The organism is Stenotrophomonas sp. YJH_SMC_127, from assembly GCF_059372445.1.
On the sequence record NZ_JCAFVO010000014.1, the window covers coordinates 21,169 to 46,163 of the forward strand.

Consider the following 24,995-nt stretch of genomic DNA (forward strand, 5'->3'; position numbering starts at 1 on the left):
ATCCACGCCACGCGGGGAGACGGGGTTCGGTGGGCAGCACACTGCGCCTCCACATGGAGCTGTCCGGCACCCGGCCGCTCAGATCTCCAGCGGCACCGTCGGCACCACGTTCGGGAACACCTCTTCCAGCGGTTCCGGCTGCCCGGGCTTCGGCGCCGGCCAGTTGTAGGCATTGACCGGCTGCGCGCGGTTCACCCACAACGCGTAATGCAGATGGTCAGCGCGGCCATCGCCGGTATTGGGGTGGATCAGGATGGTCAGGCCCAGGCTGTTGAGCTGCAGCCAGGGCACCAGCACCGGCAGCAGGTCGTTGGTGAAGCCGAAATAGAACGACGGGGTGACGTGCGGCCCGCGTGGCTCAAGGTTCCAGTTGCCCAGCTCCACAGGGAAGCGCTCGGCGGCCCAGCGCCGCAGCAGCGCGGCCTTCTCGAAGCTGTCCTCGTCGAAGTAGATGTGGGCGTGGTAGCTCTTGATGGCGGTGTAGGCACGTGGCCGGGTGGGCAGCGTGGCCTCGCCGGGGCGCACGCTGGCCGGCCGCGGGGTAGGCTCGCTGGCCGTGGCCTGGCCCCAAGGGCTGCGGCCCTCGGGCGCCGGCGGAACGATGGCGCGGAAGCCGGGTCGCCCGGGTTCGGTGGTGTTCACGGCGTTGTCGCTGCGCGCGGCTGCGGTGGCAGCCGACGCGCTGGCCAAGCCGCCAGCGGCCAGCCCGGCCGACGCGATCAGGCGACGGCGCGCGGGTGAAAGCAGGTCGGCCCAATGGGCGTCATCGTCGCCGGCATCGATCAGGGTCTGCGGGTCCGGGTGCATCTGGGGCTCCGTGGGGCACTGTGTGGCAGGCAAGCACGCTCGGGCAGCGTGCACGGTGGTGTCCAATAAGCAGCCGGCATCACCTCATGCACGCTGGCCCACGCCGTGATTGAGTGCCGCCGCAGCGTGGGCTAGGGTGCAGGTCCGCCGCCCGGGAACCCGCCATGACCCCGCTTGATGCCGACACCCAGCGCAAGCGCGCGCGTTTCCGCCAGCTGCATGCGCGAGGTTGTTTCGTGCTGCCCAATCCGTGGGACGTGGGCAGCGCCCGCTACCTGCAGCGGCAGGGCTTCCAGGCACTGGCCACGACCAGTGCCGGCTGCGCCTGGAGTGAAGGGCGGCCGGATGGGGCGGTTTCGCTGCAGGCCACACTGGAACATCTGCGGCTGATGGCGGCCGCGACACCGCTGCCGTTGAACGCCGATTTCGGTGATGGCTTCGGCGCCACGCCACAGGCAGTGGGCGAGGCGGTGGCGGCGGCCATCGACACCGGTATCGCGGCGCTGTCGATCGAGGACGCCAGCGGCGTGGCCGATGCGCCGCTGCGGCCGATCGGGCAGGCGGTCGAGCGACTGTGTGCGGCACGTGCGGCCATCGACCGCGCGGGGGGCGATGTGCTGCTGGTCGCGCGGGCCGAGAATTTCTTCGTTGGCGTGCCGGATCTGCAGGACACCCTGCAGCGCCTGCGCGCCTATGCCGAGGCCGGCGCCGATGTGCTGTATGCACCGGGCATCAGCACGCCCGAACAGATCAGCGCGGTGGTTGCCGCTGCAGGGGCGAAGCCGGTGAACCTGCTGGTGGGTGGACCGACACCGCTGAGCCTGCAGGACATCGCGGCACTCGGCGTGCGACGGGTCAGCCTGGGCGGTGCGCTGGCGCGAGCTGCGTGGGGTGGGCTGCTGCAGGCCATCGAGCCGATCTTGCAGGACGGCCACTTCGATGGCCTGCAGCAGGCGGCTTCGGGCGCGGCGTTGAACGCGCTGTTCCGCTGACACACGCCCAGGCCTGCAATGGATCCAGCCCGGGCGTGGATGGACGCGCACCTGCGACTACAGCGCTTCCATCCCACCCCTGGGCAGCGTCACGCCCGGCTCCAGCGCCGGCAGCAGTTGCCGCAGCAGTGCCGGGTTGTCCAGCATCGCCGCGCCGTCCAGATAGCGCCATTGCGTTGTACCGACGCGTCGCACAGCAACCATGAATGACGTGCTGCGCATCGGCGCTTCGCGCACGCGCAGCAGTGACTGGCGCGGTACGAAGCAGACTTCCTCGTCACCGGCCGCATAGGTGCGGCCCGGCACGCCTGCCTCGTCGCTGATGATGGTGACGCCGGCCCTGCGCAGCGCCTTCACGGTGTCGCGGGTCGCCCGCGCATAGGCCTCGTCGCCACCGGCCAGCTGCTTCAGGCTGGGATGGGTACGCGCGATGATCAGCTCGGTATCGCCACGGGCGAAGGCGCCCATCATCGCCTGCACCTCCTTGCGCAATGCGGCCGAGTCTTCCGGACTGAGTTCACCGGCCAGCGCGGGCGCAACGTCCATTGCCATCGGCAGGGCCAGCAGAAGGGCAAGCAGATACCGGTGCATCGTCGGGCAGCTCAGTGGGAACCGCCGCACTATACGGTGGATGCGGAAACAGCGTCCCACGCATGGCGCTGGTATCCCGGGCGACACTACTTACTATTGGTAGTTAGTGAACTCCGGACATGCCCCATGCACACCCTCATCGTTACCGCCCACCCTGAACCCGGCGCGTTGACCCATGCCATCGCCAGGCGCATCGGCGAAGCCATCACCGCGTCGGATGCCGCCAACAGCGTGACCCACGCCGATCTGATGGCTGAAGGCTTCGATCCGCGCTTCAACATGCAGGACCAGGCGCTGTTCCGTGGCACCGGCGCAACTCCGGCTGACGTCGCCGCCGAGCAGGCGCGGCTGCAGGCTGCCGACACGCTGGTACTGGTCTATCCCCTGTACTGGTGGTCCTTCCCCGCGCTGCTGAAGGGCTGGATCGATCGTGTGTTCACTCAGGGCTGGGCCTACCAGGACGGCGCCGATGGCAAGGTGCAGAAAAAGCTGCAGCGGTTGGGCGTGCATCTGGTCGGCATCGGCGGGGCTGGCGCGGACATGATCGAACGGCGCGGCTACGGTGCGGCGATGAAGACCCAGATCGACATGGGCATCTTCGACTACTGCGGCGCGCGCGTGCTGTCGTCCGACCTGCTGCTGGACGCCGATTCCGGTGCAGCCGAAGCGCATCTGCAGACCGCGCTGGCGATCGGCCGTAAAATCGGTGCTCCGATGCGCTGACCGCCGTGCTCCACCGATGCCTGCCAACGCCGCTCCCACGCGCCGCCGATTGACCCGCGAGCAACGCGCCCGCCAGTTGCTGGACGTGGCCTGGGCGCTGGTCGGCGACGAAGGCACCGACGCATTGACGCTGGGGCGGCTGGCCGAGGCGGCCGGTGTGACCAAACCGGTGGCCTATGATCACTTCGTGACCCGCAACGGGCTGCTGGCCGCGCTCTACGATGACTATGACGGGCGGCAGACGGTGGTCTTCCACGAGCGTATCGGCCGTGCCGGGGCGCAGCTGGCCGATCGTGCGGCGGCCATCGCCTCCGGCTACATCGACTGCGTCCTCAGCCAGGGCAGTGAAGTGCAGGGCATCCTCGCTGCGCTGGTGGGCGCGCCGGAACTCCATGAAGTGCGTCGGCGCTACCAGCAGGACTTCATCGACAACTGCGACACCTGGCTGGGCCCGTTTGCGGCCGATGGCACGGTCCCCCTGGCCGGACGCTGGGCGATTCTCGGTGCGGCCGAAGCCCTGTCCGAAGCCGTGGCGGCAGGCGCGCTGGACAAGGCCGGCGCCGAGGCCGAGCTGCAGCGCTTGATCGTGGCGACGGTCAAGCGACGCTAATCCGCTCAGGCGTCGGCGGTGGTGTCGGCCAGCGCCGCAAACCCGGCGGCCAGCCGCTCGCGCACAAGGGCATCGCGTGCGTCGCGGCTTTCAGCGCCCAGCACCACGGTGATCAGGCGTACCGGCAGGTTCCGCCCGGGCACAGCCCGGCAGGCAGTGGCGGCCAGGCAGAAGCCTGCGGCCTGGGTGTAACCGGTCTTCAATCCATCCACGCCGTCTTCGCCAAGCAGTGCGTTCTGGTTGCTGCGGCTGAAGCGGCCATGCGCGAACGTGCGCTGCGCGGTGATTGCCAGGATCTGCGGATGGTCATTCAGCAGGCAGGCGGCGAGTACCGCCATGTCGCGCGCGCTGGAGGCATGGTGCGGGGTGGTGATGCCGGACACGCTGGCGAACCGCGTGCTGCGCAGGCCAAGCTGGCGCGCGTGCCAGTTCATGCGGCCCAGGAACGCAGGCTGTGATCCGTCCAGATGGCGTGCGATGGCCAGCGCCGCATCATTGCCGGAGACGATCATCAACCCTTCCAGCAGGCGCGCCAGCGTGACCGTTTCGCCGGGCACCAGGCCCATGCGTGTTTCATCATCGGCTACGGCATGCACATCCTCGGCGGCGATGGTGACCGCCTGGTCCCACGTGCCACCGTTCTCTTCGACGCATCCGTAAGCGGCGTAGGCGGTCATCAGCTTGGTCAGCGAGGCCGGTTGCCGCGCGATGTCCGCGTTGTGCTGGTGGACCACCGCGAAGGTTGCCGCTTCCAGGGTGATAGACGAGACCGGCAGGTGGGCAGGCGCAGGAGCAGGCATGGTGGCGGTGATGACAGCGGCAGCCAGCAAGGATAGTCCGAAGCGGCTGCATGAAGCCGTACTGCCAAAGCCCTGCGGCGCCCACCGCAACGCCCGGTTGCGCCCGGGCTGCAGTGGAGGCAGCCTGCGCACATGCAGTCGCATATCCGCATCGACGGTCGTGTCTTCGCCTACGTCTTCCCCTGTGCGTGGGAGGACTACGCGAAGATCGGCTTTTCACGCGATCCGCTCGGGCGCATCAGCGCATTGCACCGGCGCTGGTTCGAGTTCTTCGACCTTGATGCCGGTACGCTGGTGGAAGCGGAGAGCGAGCGCGATGCGCGTGATCTGGAGCTGCAGCTGCGTTCGCCGTTCAAGGCGCACCGCGCGCCGGCGCCGATGACGGTCCAGGACAAGGCCGGAGGTCGCACCGAATGGGTGCGTGGTGCCAACCAGGCGTTGTCGCTCGCGGTTGATGCGTTGGGCGCACAGGGCTATCGCTGTTTCCAGCTCAAGGCTTGGCTGCAGGCCGCCCAGCGCCTGCGCATGGACCGGCTGCACGACTGGGCGGCGGTGCAGCTTCCGGAAGAGGATGGCCTGCGCATGCCCGGTGGCCCCGGCGAGCGCGTGCTGCGTGACACCCTCGACGGTTGCCGGGCGCTGGATATCGACCCAATGCCATGGCTGCCTGAACACGTCCAGCGTTGGTATGCAGGTTGAGCCGTGTTCAACGGCCACGCGGTTGCTGAACCGGCGCGGCCGGTTGCGGCGCACCCGTGGGGGAGCCGGTGGACGGGCAGGCCAGCTGCCGGGCCAGTTCGGCGTTGGCCACGTGGCCCTGCAGGAACAACAGGCTGCCGTAGATGTTCATGAGCGTCCCTCCACTTGAGTGGATTGCACGATACGGGCAGCATTGACCGGGAAAAAGCGACATTTCCGCAAGCATGCCTTGAGAGGAATTCAAGCCTGATGTCCCGTCCGCCCCTTCACGCCCTGCAGGGCTTCGTGGCCGCCGCGCGGCTGGGCAACCTGTCACGCGCAGCGGCGTCGATGAGCCTGACCGTCAGTGCGCTCAGCCATCAGATGCGCCAGCTGGAAGAGCGGCTGGGGCAGCCACTGCTGGTCCGCCAGCCACGCGGCGTCACCCTCACCCTGGAAGGGCAGCGCCTGCTCGACCAGGTCGGCCCGCATCTGGATGCGATCAACGAGGCCTTCCAGCCCTATGCCGCACGCGCCGAGCACGTGCTGACGATCAGCGCGGTACCGTCGATGGCGTCGGCGTGGCTGGTGCCGCGCTTGGGGCACTTCGTTGCCGAGCATCCACAGATCGAGATCAACCTGCAGTCGAGTGAACGCCTGATTGACTTCGAGCGACAGCGCCAGTTCGACGCCGCGCTGCGGCTGGGCAGCGGGCAGTGGCCGGGCCTGGTGGTGGAGCCGCTGTTCGACGAGTGGCTGCTGCCGATGGCCAGCCCGGCGCTGATCGAACGCATGGGAGGGATCGACCGCGTGCCGCTGAACCAGTGGCCGCTGCTGGGGGATCCCGATGGCGCGTGGGGCGCCTGGTTCGCGCTGAGTGGGCAGAACCCGCCGCCGCGCTTCGTGGCGGTGCTGGATGATTCGGAGGCGCATCACCGTGCGGCGCTGGACGGGGTGGGCGTAGCGCTGGGACGGGTGACGCGGGCGCGCCTGCTGCTGGATTCGGGCCAACTGGTGGCGCTGTCCAGCCTGCGACTGAAAACCGCCTGGCCGCATTGGCTGGTCTACCCGCAGCGCTCGGCCCGCCATCGCGGCTTCCTGGCCTTCCGCGACTGGCTGCACGCTCAGGCGGCCGAGCACGTCCGGCACATGGCAGACGCGCATTTATAGCGTCGAGCCATGCTCGACTGCGTGTGTCCCGCGGTCACCGTACCAACGTAACCGCCTGCCCGGCACGGGCGAAGGCTTCGCCCAGCAACGAGCCTGCCTTGATCGCCTCCACTTCCTCGAACAGCGCCTGCAATGCATCGGCCGGGCGCGAGGCCGGCGCCGCGACCGCCTGCTGGATCACGGTGAAACGGTCGGCCAGCACGCGGTGGCCGGGATGCGCCTGCGCCCAGGCGGCCAGCGGCTGGCGCACGCCGGCGGCGGCATCCAGGCGCTGCAGATCGAACAGGGTGATGGCAGCGGCCGACGTCTCGGCCCGCTCGATCATGGCGTGGCGCAGTTCGCGGCTGAGGAACAGGTCGTAGGCGGCGCCACGACCGACCGCGATGCGCAGGCCATCGCGGTCCAGGTCGGCCACCTGCTGCGCAGGGCTGTCCTCGCGCACCAGGTAGGTGCCTTCGATCTCCACATAGGGGGCGCTGAAGGCGATGCGGTCGGCGCGCGCCGGATCGATGGCCAGGAAGGCCAGGTCCCAGGCATCCTTGCTGGCTGCAGCGACCACCGCGGCCGCGGCGTCGTGGCAGGTGAAGCGTGCCTGCACGCCCATGCGCTGCGCCAATGCCGTGGCCAGTTCCAGTGACGGCCCGCGCGGTGAGCGCGCGTCCCCCTGCGCCAGTACTGGATTGCCCAGGTTGATGGCCACGCGCAGGAAGCCCAGCGGTGCCAGCGCACCACGATGATCGGCCAGGGACATGCAGGACTCCGCGGGGAAAGGGCGGTCCAGCATGCCAGTACGGACCTGCAAGGCAGTGTCAGTATCCGGTTATCCTGCGGACATGAACCCCATCCTGCACGTCGAGATACCGGTCACTGACCTGGGCCGGGCCATCACGTTCTATCAGCACTGGCTGCAGGTGGCGGTGGACGAACCGATCCTGCTGCACGACTGCAGGATGGCTTACCTGCCGTTTGCCGATGAGGCCACCGGTGCCAGCATGGCGCTGGTGCGGGGGGCCGACTATCTGCCCTCCGTCCACGGTGCGCGCATCTACATCGGGGTTGATGACCTGGATGCCAGCCTCGAGCGTGCGCTGCAGGCCGGGGCCGAGCTGCGCTTCGGCCCGGCCGATGCCGGTGACTGGCGCGTGGCCGAGATCGCCGACAGCGAAGGCAATCGCATTGCGCTGCAGGCGCGCGTGATTCTGTAGGGCCGAGCCCATGCTCGGCTGCTGTTGACCCAGCCGCCAACGCTCATCCGAGCATCGGCCCGGCTCTACACCGTGGCCGCGCGCGAGCGCTGCAGCCAGTCGTTGATCGCCGGGTCCAGCCGTGGGTCGTCCGGCAGCTGCATGCCGAAGCGCTGCTGCAACACCCCGCGCACGTCGCCCACATCGCGCAGCGGACGCTTGTCCGGTGCCTGGCCGGGACGGTACTCGGTGTAGTTGCCACTGCCGATGGTGCGTCGCCAGTCCGGCCCGGTCAGGGATGCGCGCAGCTGGCCGGGGAAACTGGAATCGGGATGGGTGCACACGTACCAGTTGCCCACGACGTTGTCGATCGGTGCCGGCGCGTGCAGGTCGAAGCGATACATTGCCCGCCAGCCATCGCCGGACTCGGCGGACAGCACGAAATCCCCCTCGCCGGGCAGGCGCTGCAACAGGAAGCGCTCGTGGGGCGTGGCCTGCGGCTGCGGATCATGCAGCCGCAGCGGCACGGTCGGGGTCAGGCTGCCGAAACCGGCATCCACCAGCCAGTCATCGCCGTCCACCTGCACGCGCAGCAGCAGGTGGGTGCGTGCGGTCAGTTCGCCGTCCTGGGCGGCCAGCAGCACGCGCGCGCTCAACGGCTGTGCATCGAAGCCCAGCGCCTGCAGCAGTGCCAGCAGGCCGCCGTTGAGTTCGAAGCAGTAGCCGCCACGACGGTCGTCGAGCAGCTTGCGCTGCACGCTGTCCAGGTCGATCGGTACTGCATCGCGCAGCAGGCAGCTGAGGGTTTCGAACGGAAGCAGTGCGTTGTGGCGCTGCTGCAGCAGGGTCAGGCCCGCCAGCGTCAGCGGTGGCGGTGCATCCAGCTTCAGGCGTTGCAGGTAGCGGGGGACATCGAGCGTCGTCATGCGCGCGCCGGGCGGGGGAGGGAGATCTACTGTGCTCTCCCAACCGGGGTTGAGGTCAAGCATTGCGCGGGTGTCATCCCCCCGTCGCCTGTGCCGGGTACAAAGGCCGCGTCCGCCAGCAATCGGTGGGAGTGAACCAGGAGCGCCCTAAAGTTGCGCCATTTCCCGCCGATACAGGTGCGTCCTTCCGCCTGGAGCCTGTCATGTCGGCCGTCGTCCCCCACCTCCGGTCCCTGCGCATGCGGCTTGCCGCACTGCGCTCGGCGTCCCCCGGCCTGCTGCTGTGGCTGCAGCCGCATCGGCTCAGTGTGGCCAGCAAGCTCAAGGCGACCCTGTGGGTCTGTGGGCTGGGCCTGATCGCGATCGCCGCCGTCTACGCCTGGACCGGCCATGCCAGCACGCAGGCGGCGCGCAGCCAGGCCAGCTACCAGCACGGCAGCGATCTGGCCGCGAGCGTGGCCACGCAGGTGGCCGAGGCGCGTCGTCTGCAGACCCAGTATGCACGTAGTTTCGACGATGCCGACCGCGCGCAGCTGCTGGCGACGCAGAAGGCGCTCCAGGCCGATCTTCAGGCGCTGCGCGCGATGCCGATGGATCCCGGCCGGCGCGAGGCGCTGCAGGCACTGACCGAAGCCGCCGGCGCGTTCTCGCAGGGTGTGGCCGCCCTGTTCGAACGCGTCGATGAGATGGGTCGTGGCGATGCCGGCCTCGCCGCGCAATTGCAGCAGGCCGCCGACGCCCTGCAGGCGCAGGTGGATGCGTTGCAGCGGCCTTCGTTGGCGTTGTCCCTGCAGAAGATGCGCCGACAGGAGGCACTGCTGCTGCTCGATGGCGACTCCACCCATGCCGACCGTGCGAGCGAAGAAAAGCTGCCGTTCGATCTCGCACTGGTGGGCCTGCCGACCGATGCGCAGGATGCCCTTCGTAACGGCATGGAGGCCTATCAGGCCGCATTGCTGGGCTATACCGCCGCCCGCGTGGGCCTGGATGTAGAGGCGCAATCGCTGCTGGATACCGCCGCCGGCGTGGCGCCGGCGCTGGCCGCCTTCCAGCAGGCCCAGGTGGCGGCGCTGGCCAAGGCACAGGCGCGCCAGCAGGCCGGCGCACGCACCATGAGCGTGCTGTTCGCGGTGACCCTGCTGCTGGTCGCCGGTGTGTTGATCACCAGCCTGGTGCTGGTGCTGCGTGCGGTGCGCCAGCCGATCCAGGACACCCTGCGTTTCGCCAGCGACATCGCCGACGACCGACTCGACACCACCCTGCGCGTCTACAACGCCAACGATGAAATCGGCCAGCTGGCGCAGCGCCTGGTCGACATGCAGCAGCGCCTGCGCGCGCGCATCGAGACCGAGCGTGCCGTGGCGCGCGGCAACACCCGTGTGCGGCAGGCATTGGACAGTGCGCAGACCGGGCTGATGGTGATCGATGCCGAGGGCCAGGTGGCCTACGTCAATCCGGCACTGCTGCAGCAACTCGAGCGCGAGGCCGAAGATCTGGTGGGCAGCGATGCCGTGCGCCTGCATCCGGCGCTGGCCAGCCTGGCCGGCGCGCGCCAGCGCGAGGAGCGCGAGATCGGCCATGCCGGCGTGCGTTACCAGCTGATTGCCAACCCCATCATCGACGAAGGGCAGTTCCTCGGCGTAGCGGTGGAGTGGCGCAGTCGTGCGCTGGAGACGCTGCTGGAAACCGAGGTCGCTGCCCTGGTCGATGCTGCAGCACGCGGCGACCTGCATGGCCGTATCGTGCTGGAGGGCAAGCAGGGCTTCGTGCGCACCTTGTCGACCAGCATCAATCGCCTGCTGGCCACCTTTGAAACCAACCTTGGTGACCTGCAGGCACTGCTGGCTGCGCTGGCCTGCGGCGACCTCAGCGTGCGCATGGAGGGGGACCTGCAGGGCGTGTTCGCGCGCATGCGCGACGATGCCAATGCCACCGTCGCGCAGCTGGGCCGCATCGTCACCCGCATCCAGCAGGCCACCTCCAGCCTGGATACCGGCGTTGGCGAGATCGTCGCCGGCCATCACGATCTGTCGCGGCGCACCGAGCAGCAGGCCGCCAACCTGGAAGAGACCGCGGCGTCGATGCAGGAGCTGACCGATACCGTCGGCCGCAACGCCGATGCCGCAGGCCGCGCCGATGCACTGGTGCAGGGCGCGGCGGCGGTGGCCCAGCGGGGTGGCGAGGCGGTCGGCCAGGTGGTCGCGACCATGCATGGCATCAGCGAAGCCTCGCGACGGATCGGCGACATCACCCAGTTGATCGACGGCATCGCCTTCCAGACCAACATCCTTGCCCTCAATGCGGCGGTGGAAGCGGCGCGTGCCGGCGAGCAGGGCCGCAGCTTCGCCGTGGTGGCCGCCGAAGTGCGCCTGCTGGCGCAGCGCAGTGCCGAGGCGGCCAAGCAGATCAAGGGGCTGATCGAGGATTCGGTGGCGCGTGTCGGCCAGGGCAACCAGCAGGCCGCGCAGGCCGGCACCACGATGGGCGAGATCGTCGGCAGCGTGCAGCAGCTGGCCGAGCTGCTGGCAGGTATCCGCAGTGCGTCGCAGGACCAGCATGCGGGCATCGCTCAGGTGAACCAGACCATCGTGCAGATGGAAGCCAGCACCCAGCGCAACGCCAGTCTGGTGGAAGAGGCGGGGGCCTCGACTGCGCAGATGCAGGCGCAGGTGCGTGCGTTGGCAGAAGCCGTGGGCGCGTTCCGCTTGCAGTCGATGCCGCAGGCGCGCGCGGCGGCCTAGTCAGCCGAGCGTGGGCTCGGCGCTACATCGGCTGCACGAACACTGTAGAGCCGAGCCCATGCTCGGCTCACACCAGCGTTCGGCGGCAGGAATCAATACACGTCGCGGCGGTAGCGCCCGTTTTCCAGCAGCGTTTCCACCGCTTCATCACCCAGCGCGGTTCGCAGCACCTGGTCCACGCCTTCGGCCATGCCCTGCAACGACCCACAGACATGGATCACCGCACCGCGCTGCATCCAGTCGCGCAGCGCATCGACGGCCGCACGCAGGCGATCCTGCACGTAACCACCCTCGCCATCGCGCGAGAACGCCAGGTCCACCCGCGTGAGATGGCCATTGGCCTGCCAGGCTTCGATCTCGTCGGCGAACAGGAAGTCGTGTGCGCGCTGGCGTTCACCGAACAGCAGCCAGTGCCCGCGCTCGCCTGCGTGGGCAGCTTCGCGCAACAGGCTGCGCAGCCCGGCGATGCCGGTGCCGTTGCCGATCAGCACCATCGGCGCGCCGCTGACGCGATGGAAACCGGGGTTGCGATGCACGCGGGCGACGATGCCGGCACCGATCGGTGCATGCAACGACAGCCAGCCCGAGCCCAACCCGGCGCGACCGGAGGCGTCATGCACCAGCCGCACCACCAGCTCCACCACGCCGTCATCCGTGCAGGAGGCGATCGAATACTCGCGGCTGGGCAGCAGCGGCAGCCCGGCCAGCCACAGGCAGGCATCCTGCACCGCCAGCGCGGCATCGGCCTCGGGCAGCTCGCGTTCACTGGCCAGCGCCAGCAGCGTGCGCGGATGGCCATCGACCAGCAGGGGCTGCAGCGGATCCAGACCGTGTCCCTTCAGCACGGCACCGGCATGCCGCGCGTTGTGGCGGGGTGCGATGTGCAGGATGTCACCCGCCTGCCACTGCACGTCGGCCGGTGCGGCAAGACGGATACGCCAGATGGCTCCGCCGACGCTGCCCGGGTTGAGGTGGTCGCGGCCGAGCAGGCGCCACTCATGCATCTGCGTAGCCGCAGGCAGCACGCTGTCATCGGTGACGATGCCGGTGAGCGTACCCAGCTGCTGCTGCCATTGGCGCAATGCCGGCACCGAAGCGGCATCGACATCGATGCGCTCGAACAGCGGGCGCGCGCCGTTGCCGATCAGCCAGCCATCGAACTGGCGGCCGAAGCCGCAGTAATGCGGGTACTGGCGGTCGCCCAGCGCGAGCAGGCCGAACTGCAGGCGCGACAGGTCCAGGCGTTGTGCGAGCAGCAGCCGCGCCGCGCGGCGCGTGGCATCCGGTGGCTCGCCGTCGCCGAACGTGCTCAGCACGAGCAGCCCCTGGGAGGTGGCCTGCAGCGTCGCGGCATCGACGCGGGCCAGCGACTGCACCTGCACCGCATGACCGGACGCCTGCAGCTGCGCGGCCGCACGCCACGCCAGTTGTTCGCCCAGTCCGCTCTGGCTGGCATGCACCACCAGCCACGGCGGACCACGGCCATCGGTGGTCGTGGCCGGCAGCGCGCGGCGCAGCCCTCGCGCCGCACGCTGGCTGCGGCGGCGGTCCAGGTACAGCATCCAGCCGGTGATGAAGAACAGGCTCATGCCCAGGCTGCTGAGCATCACCACCACGCGCCCGGGCACACCGAAGTAGCTGCCCGAATGCAGCGCGAACACGCTGGTGGCCAGCTGTCCGCCCGCGCCCTGGCGTGCGTACGGGCGGGCATCGAGAACCGCGCCGCTGGCCGGATCGAGCTGCAGCAGGTCATGCGCACGGTCGTGGTGGCCGCCGCGCTGCGACGGATCACCGGCCATCACCCGCACGTTCAGCGCCTGCCCCGGCTTCTCCGGCAGGCGCAGGTCGATGAAGCCGGTGCGCACGCCGGGTAGCGCGTACAGCGTGGCCTCGATGCGATGGACGTCCAGTGCCGCGTCGGCGGCAACCGTGTGCTTTGCCGCCGGCGCCACACCGAGCAGCGTGTTGGCCGCGTTGCGGTACCAGTCGAACGACCACCACAGGCCGGTCAGCGCACTCATCAGGTAGATCAGCAGCACCCAGGTGCCGACCACCGAGTGCAGGCTCCACAGGAAGCCTCGGCCGCTGCGCGTCCACTCCACCGCCAGCCAGCTGCGCCAGTGCCACCAGCGTCGTGGCCAGCGCAGGTAGAGACCGGACAGGGTGAAGAACAGCAGCGCGATTGCACAGCTGCCGGTGATCCACTTGCCGCGCTCACCGGCAGCGAGGTGGCGATGCAGGTCCTCGACGACGTCGAAGAATGCCTGCCCGCGCAGGGCGCTGAAGCGCTCGCCGCTGTACGGATCGAAGTACACCCAGTGTTCCTTGCCGCCGGCAAATCGCGCGACCGACGGCCGCTGTCCGGTGGCATCCACGCGCAGGCGTTGCAGGGGGCGCTCGCTGCCAGCCTGCAGCAACGGCACCAGTTCGCTGAGTGCAAGGGGATGCTGGCCGTCCGCATGGTGCTCGGCGATTTCAGCGAAGCCAGGATTGGCCGCGCGCAGCAGCTCGTCCTCGAAAGACAGCATGGCGCCGCTGAGGCCCATCAGGGCCAGGACGGCACCGGCGGTAATGCCCAGCAGCCAATGCAGTTGGAACAGGACGTTCTTGAACATCGAAGGAGAGGGGCCCGGGAGGCTGCCGCCCGCATCCTGCGCAACAGCAAATGAGAATTAGTCGCGGAATTCTCCGTGGCGGACGGCCTACGGTCAAGGAGGGTTTTGTTGCAGGGCTTTGCAGCCCTGCACCCGCTACAAGCCGGAGCAACGTCAACGTCAAAAGCTGGTTTTCCGTGGGTTGGCGGGGCGGGTCCGGTTGAGGGGGACGCTGCAAGTACGTCCATGTAAGCTCGGTCGCCGCATCCATGCGGCTCACGCCCCCTCAACCGGACCCACCCCGCCTTCGACAGTTTCCTGCGATCTGTCGGAACGACGTTCTGCTTTGGTGGGTGCCGACCGTTGGTCGGCACGGGGTCTGATTCCGTTCTGAATATCGATATCTGACAGATGTGCCGACCAACGGTCGGCACCCACCAACAGCCGCCGCGGGGATCTGTCGGGGGTGGGGCGGTGTGGGTGGGCAGGACCGTTGGCGCCATGGATGGCGCCATCGAGCCCCCACGGACGGGTTTACGGCGTGTCCTGCACAGCCACAGCGCCCCGCCATCCCACGGAAAGCCCGCTTTGGCTGTTGCCATTGCATTGAGCAGGGTGCAGGGCTCCAAGCCCTGCAAAAAACACCCTCACTTCACCCAGCCGTCGATCTCGCCGTGGGCGAACGGCCCCAGCTTTGCCTTCACCAGCCGCCCCTGCGCATCGAACAGCACGCTGTAGGGCAGCAGGCCCTGGGTATTGCCCAGCTGCACGCTGGCATCGCGCGGCCCCGGGGTCTCGATCACGATCGGGTAGTCCACCGGCACCCGCAGCAGGAAAGCGCGCACGTCGTCCGGGGCATCCAGCGCAATGCCCAGCACCTGCACACCGTTGTCGCCCTGGGCTTCGGCGAAGCGGGCCAGTTCGGGCATCTCTTCCACGCAGGGCGCACACCAGCTGGCCCAGACATTGATCAGCAGCGGCCGGCCGGCGAAGCGGGCGCGCAGGTCCAGCAGCTGTTCCGCCAGGTCCGGCAGGATCAGCGCCGGCAAGGGATCACCCACCTGCAGGGTAGGCTTCACGGCCGTCGCTGTGGAAGCCGTCGTTGCCGCGGCCGGTGCAGACGGGCCGGGTGAGAATCGATGCCCGGCCCACAGGCCGAGGCCGGCGGCCAGCACCGCTGTCCACAGCAGCGCTGGCCGTTGCCACTTCATCGTGCGGTGCGCAGCAGCGCTTCCTCGACCACCGCCTGGGTCAACAGGGTCGGCAGCACGGTCGGCGGCGCACCCGGGCCGTACACCACGTACAGCGGCACGCCCACGGCCTTGTGCTCTTCAAGGAACGTGGTGATCTGCGGGTCGACGTTGGTGTAGTCACCGCGCATGTACACCGCGTTGGTGCGCTTGAGCAGTTCCTTGAACTCCGGCCGCGACAGCACGGCACGTTCATTGGCCTTGCAGCTCACGCACCAGTCGGCAGTCATGTTGACGAACACCACGCGGTTGTCCGCACGCAGGCGGTCCAGCAACTGCGGCGAATACTCCACCACGTTGTCGCTGGCGGCCTGTGCGGCGCGTGCCGGCGCTGCCAGCTGGGTCACGCCCCAGGCAGGAACCAGCGCGCCGATCGCCAGCAGCACGCCGAGCAGGGTCACCGCACGCGAGCCGGTCCAGCGATTGCGCTCGAACAGCCACAGGCCGAAGGCGAACAGCAGCAGGCCACCCAGCACCAGTGCCATGCCGTCCACGCCGCGCTGTTTGCCCAGCACCCACAGCAGCCACAGCGCGGTGGCATACATCGGGAAGGCCAGCACGTGCTTGAGCGTTTCCATCCACGGGCCGGGCTTGGGCAGGCGGCGTGCCAGCGCCGGCACGAAGCCGATCAGCAGGAACGGCAGCGCCAGGCCCAGGCCGAGGAACAGGAATACGGTCATCGCCTTCAGCGGCGGGGCAATGAAGGCATAGGCGATCGCCCCGCCCATGAACGGGCCGACGCAGGCGCTGCCGACCAGGCAGGCCAGCGCACCGGTGAAGAAATCGCCGGCCGGGCCGCTGCGGCTGGCCAGCGACTGGCCGAGGTTGCCGATGCCGCCGCCCAGGGTGAACACGCCGGACAGGCTCAGGCCCACCGCGAACATGATGTAGGCCAGCGCCGCCACCACGCCCGGGTGCTGCAGCTGGAAGCCGATGCCGACGGCGTTGCCGATCGCGCGCAGGCCCACCATCAGCGCGCCGATCACCGCGAACGCGACCAGCACGCCCAGCGTGTACCAGAGGGCATGGCTGCGTGCCCGCTCAGGGCTTTCGCCACTCTGCGCCAGGCTCAGCACCTTCAGCGACAGGATCGGCAGCACGCAGGGCATCAGGTTCAGCACCAGGCCACCGGCCAGCGCCAGCAGCAGCACCCAGACGAACGAACGGTCCGGGTTCGGGGTTGTCGCCGGTGGGCGCGTGCGCAGTGCGTTGCCATCGCGCGCGTCGGCGGCGAACTCATTGCGCGCGCCCTCACTGCCGCTGGCGGCGGGAGTGGCAATGCCGTCGTTGGGGACGGTCGGCAGCAGGCGCAACGGTGCGCCGTTGGCGGATTCACGTGGCACGCCGGCGGCGGGCAGCGGGCTGATCACCTCGTTGCGCGCTGGCGCCTGGTCAATGCTGGCGGACAGCTTGCCAGCGGGAATCGACAGCTTCACCCGGCGGGTCATCGGCGGGTAGCAGATGCCATCGGTCTGGCAGCCCTGGAAGGTCACCACCAGGGTGCTGTCGACGGCATCAGTGACAGTGCGGCGCAGCGGCAGCGGCACTTCCACCTGGTTGAAGTAGACCGAGACATCGCCGAAGTGCTCGTCGCGATGCGATTGCGCGGCTGGCCAGCGCGGCTTGCCGGCCAGCACGCCGGCGCTGCCTTCCAGCTTCAGCGAGGTGCGGTCGCGATACAGGTAATAGCCGGGCGCTGGGCTGAAGCGCAGCAGCAGGGTGTTGCCGTCACTGGCGATGGCATCGAAGCCGAACGCCTGTTCCGACGGCAGCGGCAGGGCCTGGCTGTTGTTGGCCGCGCCCGGCAGGCGCAGGCCACCGCTGTTGCCGGCACCGGCCAGCGGGTTGTTGAACGGGCTGGCCGCACCGGCACGCGCGGCAGGCACCGCCGCCGCCGCACCGGCGCCCGGCAGGGTGACCTGCACCACGCGCTTCTGCGGCGGGTAGCAGACACCGGCATCGGCGCAGCCCTGGTAACGCACTTCCAGGCTGATGGTGCCGGCAGCCTCGGACGGCGTGCCGGGCAGGGTGGCCTGCAGGCGCTCGCGATAGGTCTCGACTTCGCCGAAGAAATCGTCGTGGTGCTTGTCGCCCTTGGGCATCTGCAGCGCGCCGGCATTGAAGGCCGGGTCGGCCTTGACGCTGGTGCGGTGGCGATAAAGGTAATAGCCCGGTGCGATCTTGAACTGCAGTTGCACCTGGCCCCGTTCGGGGGCAATGGCGGTCAGCGCGAACGCCTGGTCCACCGGCAGCAGGTCCTTCTCATCCAGCGCGAAGGCCGGCAGCGAGAGCCACAACAGGGCGCACAAGGCGGCGCCGCGCGCAAACAGAGTCTTCAATCAGTGTCCTCCCGGGTCTGTGCCCGGATCCAGTCCAGATAAGCCGGCAGGCCGGCCCGGGTTTCGACCGCGATGCACTCCGGGAGTTCATACGGATGCAGTGCGACGATCCGGGCAATTGCGTCATCGACGCGGCTCGCGGTGGTTTTCACCAGCAGCTGCAGTTCGGCGTCGGTGGTCACCTCGCCCTGCCAGCGGTAGGTCGACTGCGCGCCATCGAGGCGGGTCACGCATGCCGCCAGGCGCTCGCCGACCAGCGCGTGCGCGATGCGCTCGGCACTGGCCCGGTCCGGGCAGGTGGTCAACAGCAGCAGGACGGGATCGACGGTCGACATGACCGCCGAGTATAGGGCCGCCGCCGGGTCAGGGCCCGGCGGCGGCCGTGGACCGCTGCGTTGCGCGGTCAGTTGGCCAGCTGGCAGGTGGCCGGCTTGGCCGAGGTGAACAGGGCCGGGGTTGCCCACTCGGGGTGGTCGATGAACGGGTTGCGGTTGCCCTGGAAGCTGTAGATCACGTCATTGCGCGCACGCTCGGCATCATCCGGCGGATCGGACAGGTGCCAGTCGATCAGCGTGGACAGCAGGCCCATGTAGGCCGGCGAACTGCTGGTCTTGACGATTTTGCTGCGGTCGTCGGTCAGCTCCAGGTCCGGCTCGGACTGGCCGGTGGCCGCATCCTTGCCGCCCTCGTAACGGATCGCCATGTACATCACCGCACGCGCCATGTCGCCCTTGCGCTTGCCCCACACCTCGAAGGTGCCGGTGTTGCCGTCCGGCGTGCGCACCCAGTTGGAGTTGCCCGGATAGCCGCCGCTGCCGCCGCCCTGGCCGTTGTTGGCCTCGGTGGCGCGCTCGCCGCAGTTGGCGTCGCACTTGCCGAACGGCTTGTTGCCACGGTCGGCGTTCCACTGCGCGTCGGTCAGGTACAGCATGTGGGTGTCGGTATACGGCGCGTACGGCAGGCCCTTGTCACCGGTGGTGGTGGCAAAGCCCAGCGAGTTCGGCCAGGTGTGCTCGCGGTTGTACTTCAGGCCACTGCCACTGCCGGCGCGATCGGTCACCTTGGCGTAGCTGTGGTTGCGATATGCATCGAGGATCCTGCCGGAATTGTTCGGATCCTCGTCGGCGATTTCCAGAATGGTCCAGGTACTGGTGCCCGAGCCGCTGTAAGGGTAGGCGGTGTGACCCTTGATGGTGGCATGCAGCGAGCAGCGCAGCTGGCTGGGGCTGCTGGTGTTGACCTTGGAGTAGTAGCCGGCCGGCACGCCCGGGTTGCCCGGGTCCGGATTGCCGCCGGTGCTGGCCACGGTGAAGGCGATGCGGCTGTCGGCGGCCGGGTGCGCGCCCTGCAGGTCGGTGATGCGCGCGGCGCGGATGTCGAAGCGGCAGGCCTCACCGGCCACCAGCGCAGTGTTGGTGGACAGCTTCACGCTGCGGCCGCTGGCCGGGAAGGTCAACGGCACGCTGCCGGAGGTGCCGCAGCTCAGGGCGAAGGCGCCACTGGCCAGGTTCACCGTCTCGCTGAACACCACTTCCAGGTCGGCGGCGGCCGGGAAGGTGCTGCTGCCCTGCGCCGGGGTGGTGGTGGAGACCGACGGCGGTGTGTTCGGGCCCGGCGTGCCGCCGCCACTGAACGTCTGGCCGTTGTTGCAGCTGCCGAAGGTCTGCCTGGCCGACTCGGCCCAGGTGAAGTGGGTGTACTGGCTGCCGCTGCCGGTCAGCTGCAGCGAGGTGCCCGGGGCCGTGCTGTTGGTCTCGGCCACCGGGATGTTCTGGCTGGTCATGCCGGCGGCAGGGCCACCGGAGGCGGTGATGGCGCCCTCGTAGCTGAGGAACTGGACCACCTTGCCGCTGGCATCGACCAGGGCGATGCCGTCGTTGGGGCCGTTCTGGATGCCGTTGGTCGGGTAGTTGACCACGGCGATGGTCGCGCTGCCGCAGCCGGCGGCGGTGCCGGCCGGGACCGGGTTGTTGGCGTAGACCGCGGCCGCCGAAGGATTGCTGCCGTTGTAGAGGTAGAGGCGGTAGCCGGACAGGTCCTCGCCGGCGGTAGCGACCACTTCGATGGCTTCGCCGACGTCACCGGCGGCGGTGCTGTCGTCGTAGTGCAGTTCGTTGATGAAAACCTCGGCCTGGGCCGGCGCGGCGGCCAGTGCCAGCAGGCAGGCGGCGGCAAGCGGGGACAGCAATCGCATCGACTACTCCTTGTGATTGGGAATGCCTGACCGAGCCTAAGGCCGATCCAGTGACACTTTGTCGTAAATGAACGTCAGATATCTGACAGTGCGACGCTTGTCACCGAAATTGTCCAGGACCGACGCCTTGGCCGAGGCGCGCGGGCGGAAAAATTTTTTCATTCCGCCCTTGAAAGGGGGCGGCGGGGCTCCATCTCTGCCCTGCTCCCGACGTTGTCGGGTTTCTTCACGTGCGGTTCTGGCACTCGCCTGGGGTGAGTGCTAACATCGCCGGACTTTTTTAGACCAATCAATCACTTAAGAGGTCTCCTATGAGCATCAAGCCGCTGCACGACCGCGTTGTGGTCAAGCCGATCGAAGCCGACGAAATCTCCGCCGGTGGCATCGTCATCCCCGACTCGGCCAAGGAAAAGTCCACCAAGGGTGAGGTCGTGGCCGTCGGCCCGGGCAAGCCGCTGGACAACGGCAACGTGCGCGCGCCGTCGCTGAAGGTCGGCGACAAGGTCATCTACGGCCAGTACGCCGGCAGCTCGTACAAGAGCGAAGGCGTCGAATACAAGGTCCTGCGCGAAGACGACGTGCTCGCCGTCATCGGCTGAGCCCCGGCGCGACCTGTTTCAACCTGATCCCAAACTCCCAGCCGCCGGGCATCGTCCGGCGCTACCAATGAGGTAAATGCAATGGCTGCCAAGGATATTCGTTTCGGTGAAGACGCCCGTTCGCGCATGGTGCGCGGCGTCAACGTTCTCGCCAATGCCGTCAAGGCCACCCTGGGCCCGAAGGGCCGCAACGTCGTGCTGGAAAAGAGCTTCGGCGCGCCGACCATCACCAAGGACGGCGTCTCCGTCGCCAAGGAAATCGAACTGGCTGACAAGTTCGAGAACATGGGCGCGCAGATGGTGAAGGAAGTTGCTTCGCGCACCAACGACGATGCCGGCGACGGCACCACCACCGCCACCGTGCTGGCCCAGGCCCTGATCCGCGAAGGCGCCAAGGCCGTTGCCGCCGGCATGAACCCGATGGACCTCAAGCGCGGTATCGACAAGGCCGTCTCGGCCGCCGTCGCCGAGCTGAAGAACATCTCCAAGCCGACCGCCGACGACAAGGCGATCGCCCAGGTCGGTACCATCTCGGCCAACTCGGACGAGTCGATCGGCCAGATCATCGCTGACGCGATGAAGGAAGTCGGCAAGGAAGGCGTCATCACCGTTGAAGAAGGCTCGGGCCTGGACAACGAGCTGGACGTGGTCAAGGGCATGCAGTTCGACCGCGGCTACCTGTCGCCGTACTTCATCAACAACCAGCAGTCGCAGACCGCTGACCTGGATGACCCGTTCATCCTGCTGCACGACAAGAAGATCTCCAACGTCCGTGACCTGCTGCCGGTGCTGGAAGGTGTCGCCAAGGCCGGCAAGCCGCTGCTGATCGTGGCCGAGGAAGTTGAAGGCGAAGCGCTGGCCACCCTGGTGGTCAACACCATCCGTGGCATCGTCAAGGTCGTGGCCGTCAAGGCCCCGGGCTTCGGCGACCGTCGCAAGGCGATGCTGGAAGACATGGCCGTGCTGACCGGCGGCACCGTGATCTCCGAAGAAGTCGGCCTGTCGCTGGAGAAGGCCACCATCAAGGACCTGGGCCGCGCCAAGAAGGTGCAGGTCTCCAAGGAGAACACCACCATCATCGACGGCGTCGGCGACAAGGCCAACGTTGATGCACGCGTGGCGCAGATCAAGACCCAGATCCAGGACACCTCCTCGGATTACGACCGCGAGAAGCTGCAGGAACGCGTGGCCAAGCTGGCCGGCGGTGTTGCCGTGATCAAGGTCGGCGCCTCGACCGAAATCGAAATGAAGGAAAAGAAGGATCGCGTCGACGACGCCCTGCACGCGACCCGTGCGGCCGTTGAAGAAGGCGTGGTTCCGGGCGGCGGCGTTGCCCTGGTCCGCGCGATCACCGCGCTGGCCGGCCTGAAGGGCGCCAACGAAGACCAGAACCACGGCATCCAGATCGCCCTGCGTGCGATGGAAGCCCCGCTGCGCGAGATCGTGGCCAACGCCGGCGACGAGCCGTCGGTCATCATCAACAAGGTCAAGGAAGGCACCGGCAGCTTCGGCTACAACGCCGCTACCGGCGAGTTCGGCGACATGCTGCAGTTCGGCATCCTGGACCCGACCAAGGTGACCCGTTCGGCGCTGCAGAACGCCGCCTCGATCGCTGGCCTGATGATCACCACCGAAGCCATGGTTGCCGAAGCTCCGAAGAAGGACGAGCCGGCCATGGGTGGCGCCGGTGGCATGGGCGGCATGGGTGGCATGGGCGGCATGGACTTCTAAGTCCACGTCCCCGGCGGTCGTTGCTGACCCTGGTCGGCACGCCCTCCCGATGCAAGGAAGAACCCCGCCGCAAGGCGGGGTTTTTCGTTGCCCGGTTGCCGCCGCAGCAGCGCATCGCTACGCTCGGTGGCCATGCCTACATCGTTCATCGTCGTCGACGACTTCCTTTCTCCTGCCGATGCGCAGGGGCTGCGCCAGGCGGCGCTGGGCCTGACCTATCCGGTGCAGGAGGGCGCATTCCCCGGCCGCAATTCGCAGCAGCGGCTGGAACTGGACGGGCTGTCCGGCGCGGTCTCGCGGCTGGTCAACGAACCGCTGCGGCCGGTCAACCCACTGCAGTCGCACGGCAAGTTCCGCCTTACCCTGGCCGGTGACACCGGCCGCGCCAAGGTGCACGCCGATCACTCGCACTGGTCGGGCATCCTCTACCTGAGTGCACCGGAGCACTGCGAGGGCGGCACCGAGTTCTTCCGCCACCGCCGTACCGGCACCGAGCGCATGGCCCTGGATGCAGCGGAGCTGGCCGCATTGGGCTATGCCAACGGCGGCGACATGCATCGTGACATCATCGAGCGCGACAGCAACGACGACAGCCAGTGGGAAATGACCATGCGCATCCCGATGCGTTTCAACCGGCTGGTGCTGCTGCGGCCCTGGTTCTGGCATACCGCCGGGCCAGCGTTCGGCGACCGCCCGGAGAATGGCCGGCTGGTGTACCTGATGTTCTTCGAGCAGGCGCGCTGAGCGGAGCAGGCATCCACGCGTGAGGTGGATCCACACGCCATGCATGGTTGCTCCCATCCCTCCGCACTCCCCGCCCAGGGATCATCGCGCCTTCATTCGACGAAGGCCTTCGCCGCGCCGTACTCCCACTGCCATGGCACGCCGGTATCACCCAGCACGAACGCCACCAGTGCCGGGAAGGTGGCCTCGGCCCGTACATCGTTGCCCAGGATCACCACGCAGCGTTTGTGCCGCTCGATGCACACCAGGGTGTTGCCGACCGCATCGTCGTGGCCGCCCTTGTAGAAGCCTGCACCCTGGGGGCCACGGAAGGTCACCACGCCCAGGCCCGCGGCCAGATCCCGGTGCTGCTGCGCAACGGGCAGCTCCGGCTGCAGCGTTGGGAACTGGCTGGCGGTGGTGATCGGCAGCTGCGGCCGCACCAGTTCCCTGCGCATTGCCGCAGACAGCCCATCGCCGCGCACATAACCGGCGGCGAAGTGGGCCATGTCGGTGATGGTGGTATCCATCGATCCTGCCGCCCGCACACGGCTGCGTTGATCGTGCGGCTCTGTATTGCCTTCGACGGTCCAGCCATCGGCCAGGTTGCCGGCGAAATCCGCGCGCCACGACATGCTGGTGCGCGCCATGCCGAAGCGATCGAACACGCGCTGCTGCATCAACGCACCCACATCCTCGCCCAGTCGCCCACGTTCGATCACGAACTGCAGCAGGATCAGGCCCTCGCCGGAATAGCCGTAGCGGCTGCCGGGCTCGAAGTGGAACTTCAACCGGCCATCCGGTTCGAGAAAGCCGAAGTTGGCAAAGCCGCTGGCGTGATTCAGCAGCTTTCGCGGCGTGAGCCGGCGCCAGCGTGCATCACTCGCCAGCACGCTGTAGTCGGCGTACTTTTTCGGTTCGGGCGGGTAGTCTGGCAGCGGCGCGTCCAGAGCTGTGGCGATGCTGGCATCCAGATCGATCACCCCGTCCTGCGCCAGCTGTGCGACCAGGTGGCCGAAGGCCATCTTGGTGAGCGATGCGGCATACATCACGGTGTCGGTGCGCAGCGGCTCGCCTGCGGCGTTGCGTTCACCGTAGGCGGCCACATGCACCACCTTGCCGTCATCGATCACCGCCAGCGCCATCCCGCGCGCATGGGCCGCCTGCATCAGCCGCTGTGCTTCGGCATCGATGCGAGTGGGCGAGGGCACGGGTGGCGGCGCGGCCAGTACCGCCAGCGGGAGCAGCGTCAGCAACATCAGGGTGGCACGGCACATGCGTGGAACTCCTGGTGGGGCGCACGGTGATGCTACGCCGGGCTGCCGCTGGCGTCATCGCCAGTTGTCAGCCGGCCTGCGGCCGGCGCAGGCAGATCCGTGCTGCGCCGGCACCGATGTCCACCTGGCCGCCGCGCATTGCATCGGCACCGAGGATCAGCGCCGGCCGGCCCTCCAGGCCGATCGCCTTGAACACCGGCAGTTCGCTGATGCGGACCTCCATCGACGGGTGCTGCCAGCCGCCGCCGGTCATGCCGGGCAGGGTGTACAGCCAGGTTGCCTGCTTGCCGCCGCCCAGGCCTTCGGTGCCCTTTTCACGCACCCGCACCCGCGCGTCGCTGCCGTCGGTGCGCAGCCCCAGTGCGCGGGCGGCTTCGGCGTTGAGGACGGTCTGTGCGGCACCGGTGTCGACCACGGCGATGGCGTCCACCGCAGGCGCGCCCAGTGCAAGCGTGATGAAGCCGAACTGGCGCAGGCCGCCAGTGCGGCCGGGCAGCGCATTGGGCTGGCAACCCGGTCCTTCCAGGTTCAATCCGCCGGGTGTCCACAGCGCCAGTTGATTGCGGCCGAAGTCCCAACGGGTGTCCCAGCGCCCGGTCAGATCGTTGCCGATCAAGCCGTCGATGGCTGGATCATCATCCTTCGGCAACGATGACAGATCGACGTTCATGGCTTGGGCCTGCAGCTGCCAGCTGCCCAGCTGCCAGGACGTGCTGCGCATGCGCTGCAACCGCGCCGAAGCTGCACTCGCCCCTTGCGCCTGTGATACCTCTGCATCCGCATCCTCCAGGCCATAACGCCGCACGACGCGGGCATCGACCAGCGTTGCCCCGGCGGCACTGTCGACCACGAAGCGCAGCGGTTCGGCGCGCCCGTCCAGCGAGACGGCCACCGCCGGATGACCGCCCTGCATCCACATCGGCAGGATGTGCGCGGCGGCGTTGGAGGCGAGCGCAGGCAAGGGAGCGGCGAACAGGGGCAACAGGAAGAGGCGCAAGGGAAGACTCCGCAGTGATCGTGGGTAACCATTGGCGCACGGCGGCGTATCGCCGGAATATCGGCGTTG

The 24,995-nt window shown here is 68.3% G+C and carries 23 protein-coding genes; 10 read left to right on the top strand and 13 right to left on the bottom strand.

Translation table 11 applies throughout. The annotated features are described in order from the left end of the window. Positions 1-78: 78 nt before the first annotated feature. Positions 79-807: a DOPA 4,5-dioxygenase family protein gene (locus AC5QAB_RS20165; RefSeq protein WP_014648610.1), complete on the bottom strand. Its 729-nt coding sequence runs from the start codon at positions 805-807 to the stop codon at positions 79-81. A 164-nt stretch (positions 808-971) separates the two neighbouring features. Here AC5QAB_RS20165 and AC5QAB_RS20170 point away from each other — a divergent pair, with 164 nt between their 5' ends. Further along, entirely contained in the window at positions 972-1,799 is an 828-nt protein-coding gene (locus AC5QAB_RS20170) for an isocitrate lyase/phosphoenolpyruvate mutase family protein (protein WP_197561448.1), read from the top strand. 57 nt (positions 1,800-1,856) lie between these two features. Here the strand turns inward: AC5QAB_RS20170 and AC5QAB_RS20175 are convergent, their stop codons facing one another. Beyond that, complete coding sequence (locus AC5QAB_RS20175; protein ID WP_197561449.1) at positions 1,857-2,390, bottom strand: hypothetical protein; 534 nt, start codon at positions 2,388-2,390, stop codon at positions 1,857-1,859. Positions 2,391-2,516: 126 nt separating this feature from the next. Here AC5QAB_RS20175 and AC5QAB_RS20180 point away from each other — a divergent pair, with 126 nt between their 5' ends. Both AC5QAB_RS20180 and AC5QAB_RS20185 read left to right on the top strand, forming a co-directional pair. Beyond that, positions 2,517-3,113 (top strand): NAD(P)H-dependent oxidoreductase, encoded by a 597-nt coding sequence (locus tag AC5QAB_RS20180; protein WP_049407909.1) that lies wholly within the window; start codon positions 2,517-2,519, stop codon positions 3,111-3,113. Between the two features lie 16 nt (positions 3,114-3,129). Further along, positions 3,130-3,723 (top strand): TetR/AcrR family transcriptional regulator, encoded by a 594-nt coding sequence (locus AC5QAB_RS20185; protein WP_197557225.1) that lies wholly within the window; start codon positions 3,130-3,132, stop codon positions 3,721-3,723. A 5-nt stretch (positions 3,724-3,728) separates the two neighbouring features. Here the strand turns inward: AC5QAB_RS20185 and AC5QAB_RS20190 are convergent, their stop codons facing one another. Further along, entirely contained in the window at positions 3,729-4,523 is a 795-nt protein-coding gene (locus tag AC5QAB_RS20190) for a D-alanyl-D-alanine carboxypeptidase family protein (protein ID WP_046432803.1), read from the bottom strand. A 132-nt stretch (positions 4,524-4,655) separates the two neighbouring features. Between AC5QAB_RS20190 and AC5QAB_RS20195 the strand changes: the two genes are divergently transcribed. Continuing rightward, a complete protein-coding gene (locus AC5QAB_RS20195) occupies positions 4,656-5,222 on the top strand; it encodes a GIY-YIG nuclease family protein (protein ID WP_049439308.1) in 567 nt (188 codons plus the stop codon). 7 nt (positions 5,223-5,229) lie between these two features. Here the strand turns inward: AC5QAB_RS20195 and AC5QAB_RS20200 are convergent, their stop codons facing one another. Beyond that, the gene (locus AC5QAB_RS20200) at positions 5,230-5,373 is read right to left on the bottom strand and encodes a hypothetical protein (RefSeq protein WP_169411611.1); all 144 of its coding nucleotides are present in this window, start codon (positions 5,371-5,373) and stop codon (positions 5,230-5,232) included. A 98-nt stretch (positions 5,374-5,471) separates the two neighbouring features. Between AC5QAB_RS20200 and AC5QAB_RS20205 the strand changes: the two genes are divergently transcribed. After that, positions 5,472-6,371, top strand: coding sequence for a LysR substrate-binding domain-containing protein (locus tag AC5QAB_RS20205; protein ID WP_032959086.1), 900 nt, complete (start codon positions 5,472-5,474; stop codon positions 6,369-6,371). Between the two features lie 34 nt (positions 6,372-6,405). Here the strand turns inward: AC5QAB_RS20205 and AC5QAB_RS20210 are convergent, their stop codons facing one another. Further along, entirely contained in the window at positions 6,406-7,122 is a 717-nt protein-coding gene (locus tag AC5QAB_RS20210; protein WP_014648602.1) for a transporter substrate-binding domain-containing protein, read from the bottom strand. Between the two features lie 82 nt (positions 7,123-7,204). On the opposite strand from AC5QAB_RS20210, the gene AC5QAB_RS20215 reads away from it, so the two are divergent. Continuing rightward, positions 7,205-7,576 (top strand): VOC family protein, encoded by a 372-nt coding sequence (locus AC5QAB_RS20215; RefSeq protein WP_032959087.1) that lies wholly within the window; start codon positions 7,205-7,207, stop codon positions 7,574-7,576. A 65-nt stretch (positions 7,577-7,641) separates the two neighbouring features. Here AC5QAB_RS20215 and AC5QAB_RS20220 read toward each other — a convergent pair whose 3' ends face one another. Beyond that, on the bottom strand, positions 7,642-8,481 hold the full coding sequence (locus AC5QAB_RS20220) for an arylamine N-acetyltransferase (RefSeq protein ID WP_197561450.1): 840 nt from the start codon (positions 8,479-8,481) through the stop codon (positions 7,642-7,644). A gap of 203 nt (positions 8,482-8,684) precedes the next feature. On the opposite strand from AC5QAB_RS20220, the gene AC5QAB_RS20225 reads away from it, so the two are divergent. Next, positions 8,685-11,222 carry a methyl-accepting chemotaxis protein gene (locus tag AC5QAB_RS20225; protein ID WP_495233588.1) on the top strand — a complete coding sequence of 846 codons (2,538 nt, stop codon included), beginning with the start codon at positions 8,685-8,687 and terminating at the stop codon, positions 11,220-11,222. A gap of 92 nt (positions 11,223-11,314) precedes the next feature. On the opposite strand, the gene AC5QAB_RS20230 is transcribed toward AC5QAB_RS20225, so the two are convergent. The 5 genes from AC5QAB_RS20230 to AC5QAB_RS20250 form a co-directional block, all read right to left on the bottom strand. Beyond that, positions 11,315-13,837: a PepSY domain-containing protein gene (locus AC5QAB_RS20230; RefSeq protein WP_197561452.1), complete on the bottom strand. Its 2,523-nt coding sequence runs from the start codon at positions 13,835-13,837 to the stop codon at positions 11,315-11,317. 626 nt (positions 13,838-14,463) lie between these two features. Continuing rightward, complete coding sequence (locus AC5QAB_RS20235) at positions 14,464-15,027, bottom strand: TlpA family protein disulfide reductase (RefSeq protein WP_053494578.1); 564 nt, start codon at positions 15,025-15,027, stop codon at positions 14,464-14,466. Then, entirely contained in the window at positions 15,024-17,405 is a 2,382-nt protein-coding gene (locus tag AC5QAB_RS20240; RefSeq protein ID WP_197562066.1) for a protein-disulfide reductase DsbD domain-containing protein, read from the bottom strand. Before AC5QAB_RS20240 ends, AC5QAB_RS20235 begins: the two co-directional genes overlap by 4 nt. Next, positions 17,402-17,740: a divalent-cation tolerance protein CutA gene (gene cutA / locus AC5QAB_RS20245; protein ID WP_014648595.1), complete on the bottom strand. Its 339-nt coding sequence runs from the start codon at positions 17,738-17,740 to the stop codon at positions 17,402-17,404. The genes AC5QAB_RS20240 and cutA overlap by 4 nt, the downstream gene beginning before the upstream one ends. 68 nt (positions 17,741-17,808) lie before the next feature. Next, positions 17,809-19,599, bottom strand: a complete 1,791-nt coding sequence (locus AC5QAB_RS20250) for an endonuclease (RefSeq protein ID WP_197561920.1) — start codon at positions 19,597-19,599, stop codon at positions 17,809-17,811. Positions 19,600-19,910: 311 nt separating this feature from the next. Here AC5QAB_RS20250 and AC5QAB_RS20255 point away from each other — a divergent pair, with 311 nt between their 5' ends. The 3 genes from AC5QAB_RS20255 (at position 19,911) to AC5QAB_RS20265 (ending at position 22,673) form a co-directional block, all read left to right on the top strand. Then, entirely contained in the window at positions 19,911-20,198 is a 288-nt protein-coding gene (locus tag AC5QAB_RS20255; RefSeq protein ID WP_005411227.1) for a co-chaperone GroES, read from the top strand. Positions 20,199-20,279: 81 nt separating this feature from the next. Then, on the top strand, positions 20,280-21,929 hold the full coding sequence (gene groL, locus AC5QAB_RS20260; protein ID WP_005411226.1) for a chaperonin GroEL: 1,650 nt from the start codon (positions 20,280-20,282) through the stop codon (positions 21,927-21,929). Positions 21,930-22,061: 132 nt separating this feature from the next. Further along, entirely contained in the window at positions 22,062-22,673 is a 612-nt protein-coding gene (locus AC5QAB_RS20265) for a DUF6445 family protein (protein ID WP_032958237.1), read from the top strand. Positions 22,674-22,765: 92 nt separating this feature from the next. Here the strand turns inward: AC5QAB_RS20265 and AC5QAB_RS20270 are convergent, their stop codons facing one another. After that, a complete protein-coding gene (locus tag AC5QAB_RS20270; protein WP_197561919.1) occupies positions 22,766-23,929 on the bottom strand; it encodes a serine hydrolase in 1,164 nt (387 codons plus the stop codon). Positions 23,930-23,996: 67 nt separating this feature from the next. Further along, positions 23,997-24,926 carry a retropepsin-like aspartic protease gene (locus AC5QAB_RS20275; protein WP_046432775.1) on the bottom strand — a complete coding sequence of 310 codons (930 nt, stop codon included), beginning with the start codon at positions 24,924-24,926 and terminating at the stop codon, positions 23,997-23,999. Positions 24,927-24,995 lie beyond the last annotated feature (69 nt).

Coding starts and splice junctions, on each gene's coding strand:
- AC5QAB_RS20195 (WP_049439308.1), top strand. CDS start 4,656: ATGCAGTCGCATATCCGCATCGACGGTCGTGTCTTCGCCTACGTCTTC.
- AC5QAB_RS20220 (WP_197561450.1), bottom strand. CDS start 8,481: ATGACGACGCTCGATGTCCCCCGCTACCTGCAACGCCTGAAGCTGGAT.
- AC5QAB_RS20175 (WP_197561449.1), bottom strand. CDS start 2,390: ATGCACCGGTATCTGCTTGCCCTTCTGCTGGCCCTGCCGATGGCAATG.
- AC5QAB_RS20170 (WP_197561448.1), top strand. CDS start 972: ATGACCCCGCTTGATGCCGACACCCAGCGCAAGCGCGCGCGTTTCCGC.
- cutA (WP_014648595.1), bottom strand. CDS start 17,740: ATGTCGACCGTCGATCCCGTCCTGCTGCTGTTGACCACCTGCCCGGAC.
- AC5QAB_RS20230 (WP_197561452.1), bottom strand. CDS start 13,837: ATGTTCAAGAACGTCCTGTTCCAACTGCATTGGCTGCTGGGCATTACC.
- AC5QAB_RS20270 (WP_197561919.1), bottom strand. CDS start 23,929: ATGTGCCGTGCCACCCTGATGTTGCTGACGCTGCTCCCGCTGGCGGTA.
- AC5QAB_RS20265 (WP_032958237.1), top strand. CDS start 22,062: ATGCCTACATCGTTCATCGTCGTCGACGACTTCCTTTCTCCTGCCGAT.
- AC5QAB_RS20185 (WP_197557225.1), top strand. CDS start 3,130: ATGCCTGCCAACGCCGCTCCCACGCGCCGCCGATTGACCCGCGAGCAA.
- AC5QAB_RS20190 (WP_046432803.1), bottom strand. CDS start 4,523: ATGCCTGCTCCTGCGCCTGCCCACCTGCCGGTCTCGTCTATCACCCTG.
- groL (WP_005411226.1), top strand. CDS start 20,280: ATGGCTGCCAAGGATATTCGTTTCGGTGAAGACGCCCGTTCGCGCATG.
- AC5QAB_RS20235 (WP_053494578.1), bottom strand. CDS start 15,027: ATGAAGTGGCAACGGCCAGCGCTGCTGTGGACAGCGGTGCTGGCCGCC.
- AC5QAB_RS20205 (WP_032959086.1), top strand. CDS start 5,472: ATGTCCCGTCCGCCCCTTCACGCCCTGCAGGGCTTCGTGGCCGCCGCG.
- AC5QAB_RS20210 (WP_014648602.1), bottom strand. CDS start 7,122: ATGTCCCTGGCCGATCATCGTGGTGCGCTGGCACCGCTGGGCTTCCTG.
- AC5QAB_RS20225 (WP_495233588.1), top strand. CDS start 8,685: ATGTCGGCCGTCGTCCCCCACCTCCGGTCCCTGCGCATGCGGCTTGCC.
- AC5QAB_RS20255 (WP_005411227.1), top strand. CDS start 19,911: ATGAGCATCAAGCCGCTGCACGACCGCGTTGTGGTCAAGCCGATCGAA.
- AC5QAB_RS20180 (WP_049407909.1), top strand. CDS start 2,517: ATGCACACCCTCATCGTTACCGCCCACCCTGAACCCGGCGCGTTGACC.
- AC5QAB_RS20215 (WP_032959087.1), top strand. CDS start 7,205: ATGAACCCCATCCTGCACGTCGAGATACCGGTCACTGACCTGGGCCGG.
- AC5QAB_RS20250 (WP_197561920.1), bottom strand. CDS start 19,599: ATGCGATTGCTGTCCCCGCTTGCCGCCGCCTGCCTGCTGGCACTGGCC.
- AC5QAB_RS20165 (WP_014648610.1), bottom strand. CDS start 807: ATGCACCCGGACCCGCAGACCCTGATCGATGCCGGCGACGATGACGCC.
- AC5QAB_RS20200 (WP_169411611.1), bottom strand. CDS start 5,373: ATGAACATCTACGGCAGCCTGTTGTTCCTGCAGGGCCACGTGGCCAAC.